General features: G+C 70.9%; 4 protein-coding genes. 2 read left to right on the top strand and 2 right to left on the bottom strand.

Annotated features, from left to right (window positions below):
• Window positions 1–47: 47 nt before the first annotated feature.
• Both G6021_RS08160 and G6021_RS08155 read right to left on the bottom strand, forming a co-directional pair.
• The gene (locus G6021_RS08160; RefSeq protein ID WP_182641032.1) at window positions 48–611 is read right to left on the bottom strand and encodes a PH domain-containing protein; all 564 of its coding nucleotides are present in this window, start codon (window positions 609–611) and stop codon (window positions 48–50) included.
• A gap of 3 nt (window positions 612–614) precedes the next feature.
• Window positions 615–1,493: a biotin--[acetyl-CoA-carboxylase] ligase gene (locus tag G6021_RS08155; RefSeq protein ID WP_182616338.1), complete on the bottom strand. Its 879-nt coding sequence runs from the start codon at window positions 1,491–1,493 to the stop codon at window positions 615–617.
• Between the two features lie 106 nt (window positions 1,494–1,599).
• Here G6021_RS08155 and G6021_RS08150 point away from each other — a divergent pair, with 106 nt between their 5' ends.
• Together G6021_RS08150 and G6021_RS08145 are read left to right on the top strand one after the other, a co-directional pair.
• Complete coding sequence (locus G6021_RS08150) at window positions 1,600–3,249, top strand: acyl-CoA carboxylase subunit beta (protein ID WP_182609609.1); 1,650 nt, start codon at window positions 1,600–1,602, stop codon at window positions 3,247–3,249.
• Complete coding sequence (locus G6021_RS08145; protein WP_017836652.1) at window positions 3,246–3,512, top strand: acyl-CoA carboxylase subunit epsilon; 267 nt, start codon at window positions 3,246–3,248, stop codon at window positions 3,510–3,512. Before G6021_RS08150 ends, G6021_RS08145 begins: the two co-directional genes overlap by 4 nt.
• Window positions 3,513–3,602: the final 90 nt, after the last annotated feature.

Below are 3,602 nucleotides of genomic sequence, written 5' to 3'. Positions count from 1 at the left end.
GCGAGTCGTCGTTCACGTGGTCCATGTTCTCACGGGTGGTGGGGAGGTCACCGACGCCCCGGCAGCCCCCAGCGGAAGCGGGGTGGCGGGGCGAGGGGGCCGGGCGGGGGCACCGGGGGCAGACGGAGCAGTTCGTCGTAGACCGTGGCGTGGACCCGCGCCACGGCGGGGACATGGTCGATCTCGACCGGGGGCAGGTGTCCGCACTCGAGGATGAGACACCCGGTGCCCAGGGCCCGGTCGGTGAGGGTGTGCCGGAACCGCACGGCACTGATCCGGCGCAACGGCACGTCGACACACCGTCGCGTCGAGCCGGCCGGCCGGTAGAGCACGCGCTCGTCGGTCACCACGAGGTCGGTGCGCGCCCACCGCAGCGCGGGCCACAGGCCGAAGCGCAGGACAACGAGGAGGTAGATCCCCGCCACCATCGCCCAGGTCGCGGCCCGGTCCCCCGAGTGCACGACCTGCGTCTCGATGAACCCCCCGGCGATCCCGGCGAGACCGGCGCCGATCACCGTCACCAGTGCGGGGCGCACGAGCGCGCGCCAGTGCGGGTGGCTGTGGACGATCAGCGTCTCCCCCGGAGAGACGACCGAACGGACGAACCCCACGGGTCAGCCGCCCCACCGGCCGGCGGCCGGACGCACGTGGGTCACGTCCCCGGCGGCCACGGACAGCTCCCCGTCCGGGGTGACGACGACGAGGCGGCCCTCCCTGTCCACGCGTGCGGCCCGCCCTGTCCGTACGACGTCGCCCGGCAGTTCGACGCGGACCTCGGCCCCGACGGTCGAGCAGGCCGCCGAGTACTCGGCCATGAGCTCGTCCGAGATGGTCGATCCGCTCCCGCGTTCGCATCGACGCCACTGCTCGTGCCGGTGCGCCAGGGCCTCGAGGACCGCCCGTGCGACGACGTCACGGTCGGTCGTCCCACCGGAGAGGGCGAGGGAGGTCGCGTGCGGGACGGGCAGTTGCTCCCGCGTCAGTGTCACGTTGATCCCCACACCCACCACCAGCGCGGGAAGGCGCAACTCGAAGTCCCCCTCCGCGGGGACCGTCGTCATCTCCGAGAGGATCCCCGCGATCTTGCCCCCGTCGACGAGCACGTCGTTGGGCCACTTGAGCGTGGCGTCCACCCCGCCCGCCGCCACGAGTCCGTCCCGGATCGCGAGACCCGTGACCAGGGGCAGCCACCCGAACAGGGTGGGTGAGACCGAGCCGGGCCGCAGCAGGACACTCACCACCACCTGGGTCCGCGGAGGCGCCGTCCACGTGCGTCCGAGCCGCCCGCGTCCCGAGGCCTGGTACTCGGCCAGGAGCACACCGCGGTCCGCGGCGCCCAGTCCCGCTCGCCTCATCGCCTCGGCGTTGGTCGACCCGACCTCCTCCAGGACCTCGAGGGAGCTGTACGGCGCACCCGGCCTCTCGACCAGCTCCCGGCGGAGGGCATCGGCGTCGAGCGGGCGCGGCGATTCGGGTCCGGGGTCTGCGTGCACGACGTCCAGAGTAGGTCCGAACCCCGCCCGACGGCGGGGTCGGTGTCGGGGGAGTAGGCCGGGTCACGTCGCCACGGAGCCACCCGAGTCGTTAGAGTCTTACAACATGACGACTGCCTCAGAACCGGACGTGAGTGACGACGTCCAGACCGACGCTGCGACGCCCGACATCCACACGACCGCCGGGAAGCTGTCCGAGCTGCGTCGGCGGCTCGACGAAGCCCGTGCACCGATGGGACAGGCCGCGGTCGACAGGACGCACGACAAGGGCCTGATGACGGCCCGCGAGCGGATCGAGAACCTGCTCGATCCGGGCTCGTTCGTCGAGATCGACGCGCTCGCCCGCCACCGCGCCACGACCTTCGGCCTGGCCGAGCGTCGGCCGCTGGGCGACGGTGTCATCACCGGGTACGGCACCATCGACGGCCGGAGCGTCTGCGTCTTCTCGCAGGACGCCACCGTCTTCGGCGGCTCCCTCGGTGAGGTCTACGGCGAGAAGATCGTCAAGGTCATGGACCTGGCCCTCAAGACCGGCCGCCCGATGATCGGCATCAACCACGGCGCCGGTGCCCGCATCCAGGAGGGTGTGGTCTCGCTCGGCCTCTACGGCGAGATCTTCCACCGGAACGTCCAGGCGTCCGGCGTGATCCCCCAGGTGTCCCTGATCATGGGCCCCTCCGCCGGTGGACACGTCTACTCCCCCGCCCTCACCGACTTCACCGTGATGGTCGACAAGACCTCGCAGATGTTCGTCACCGGCCCGGACGTCATCAAAACGGTCACCGGCGAGGAGGTCACCCAGGAGGAGCTCGGCGGCGCCACCACGCACATGACCAAGTCGGGCGTCTCGCACTACACCGCCAACGACGAGCAGGACGCCCTCGACTACGTCAAGGACCTGCTGTCCTACCTGCCCAGCAACAACCGCGCCGAGGCTCCCCGCTTCCCGGTCCCGCCGACCGAGGGCGCGATCGAGGACAACCTCACCCTCGAGGACCACGAGCTCGACACGATCATCCCGGACTCCTCCAACAGCCCGTACGACATGCACGAGGTCATCTCGCACATCGTCGACGACGGGGAGTTCCTCGAGACCCAGGCGCAGTACGCCATGAACGTGATCGTCGGGTTCGGCCGGGTCGAGGGCCGCAGCGTCGGCGTCGTGGCCAACCAGCCCACCCAGTTCGCGGGCTGCCTGGACATCAAGGCCTCGGAGAAGGCCGCGCGCTTCGTCCGCACCTGCGACGCCTTCAACATCCCCATCCTCACCCTGGTCGACGTCCCCGGCTTCCTGCCGGGCACCGGCCAGGAGTTCGACGGGATCATCCGCCGCGGCGCGAAGCTGCTGTACGCCTACGGTGAGGCCACCGTCGGCAAGGTCACCGTGATCACCCGCAAGGCCTACGGCGGCGCCTACGACGTCATGGGGTCCAAACACATGGGCGCCGACATCAACCTGGCGTGGCCGACGGCCGAGATCGCCGTCATGGGCGCGTCCGGGGCCGTCGGGTTCGTCTACCGAGACCAGCTCAAGCAGGCCGCGGCGAACGGAGACGACGTCGACGCGCTCCGACTCAAGCTCCAGGCCGAGTACGAGGACACCCTCGTCAACCCGTACGTCGCCGCCGAGCGGGGTTACGTCGACGCCGTCATCCCGCCGTCGCACACCCGGCTGCAGGTGGCCCAGGCGCTCCGCCTGCTCGACCGCAAGGTCGTCGAGGTGCCCGCCAAGAAGCACGGGAACATCCCGCTGTGACCGCCGCCGAGCAGCAGCAGGACGCGGAGAAGTCGGCCACGGACGACAAGGCCGCGGCGCCGTTCTTCCAGGTCGTGCGCGGCAACCCCACCGCGGTCGAGGTGGGCATCCTGTCCGCCGTACTGGCGACCGCGCAGGGTAACGCCGTCCACGAGGGCGAGTTCCCCACGGGCATCAAGGACGACTGGGGGTCCTACGAGGACCGACTGCGGCCTCCGTTCGGCTACAACCCCACGTCGTTCCTCAACCGCCGCCAGTACTGACCCGGCCCACACACGGCAGCACCACACAGCCGCCCCCGACCACACAGCCGCCCCCGACCCTGCCCGCCTGCGCGCACCAAAGCGCAGGCG

The sequence above is a fragment of the Dietzia sp. CW19 genome (assembly GCF_014145265.1).
Lineage (GTDB): Bacteria > Actinomycetota > Actinomycetes > Mycobacteriales > Mycobacteriaceae > Dietzia > Dietzia natronolimnaea.
This window is presented reverse-complemented; position numbering and strand designations above follow the sequence as displayed.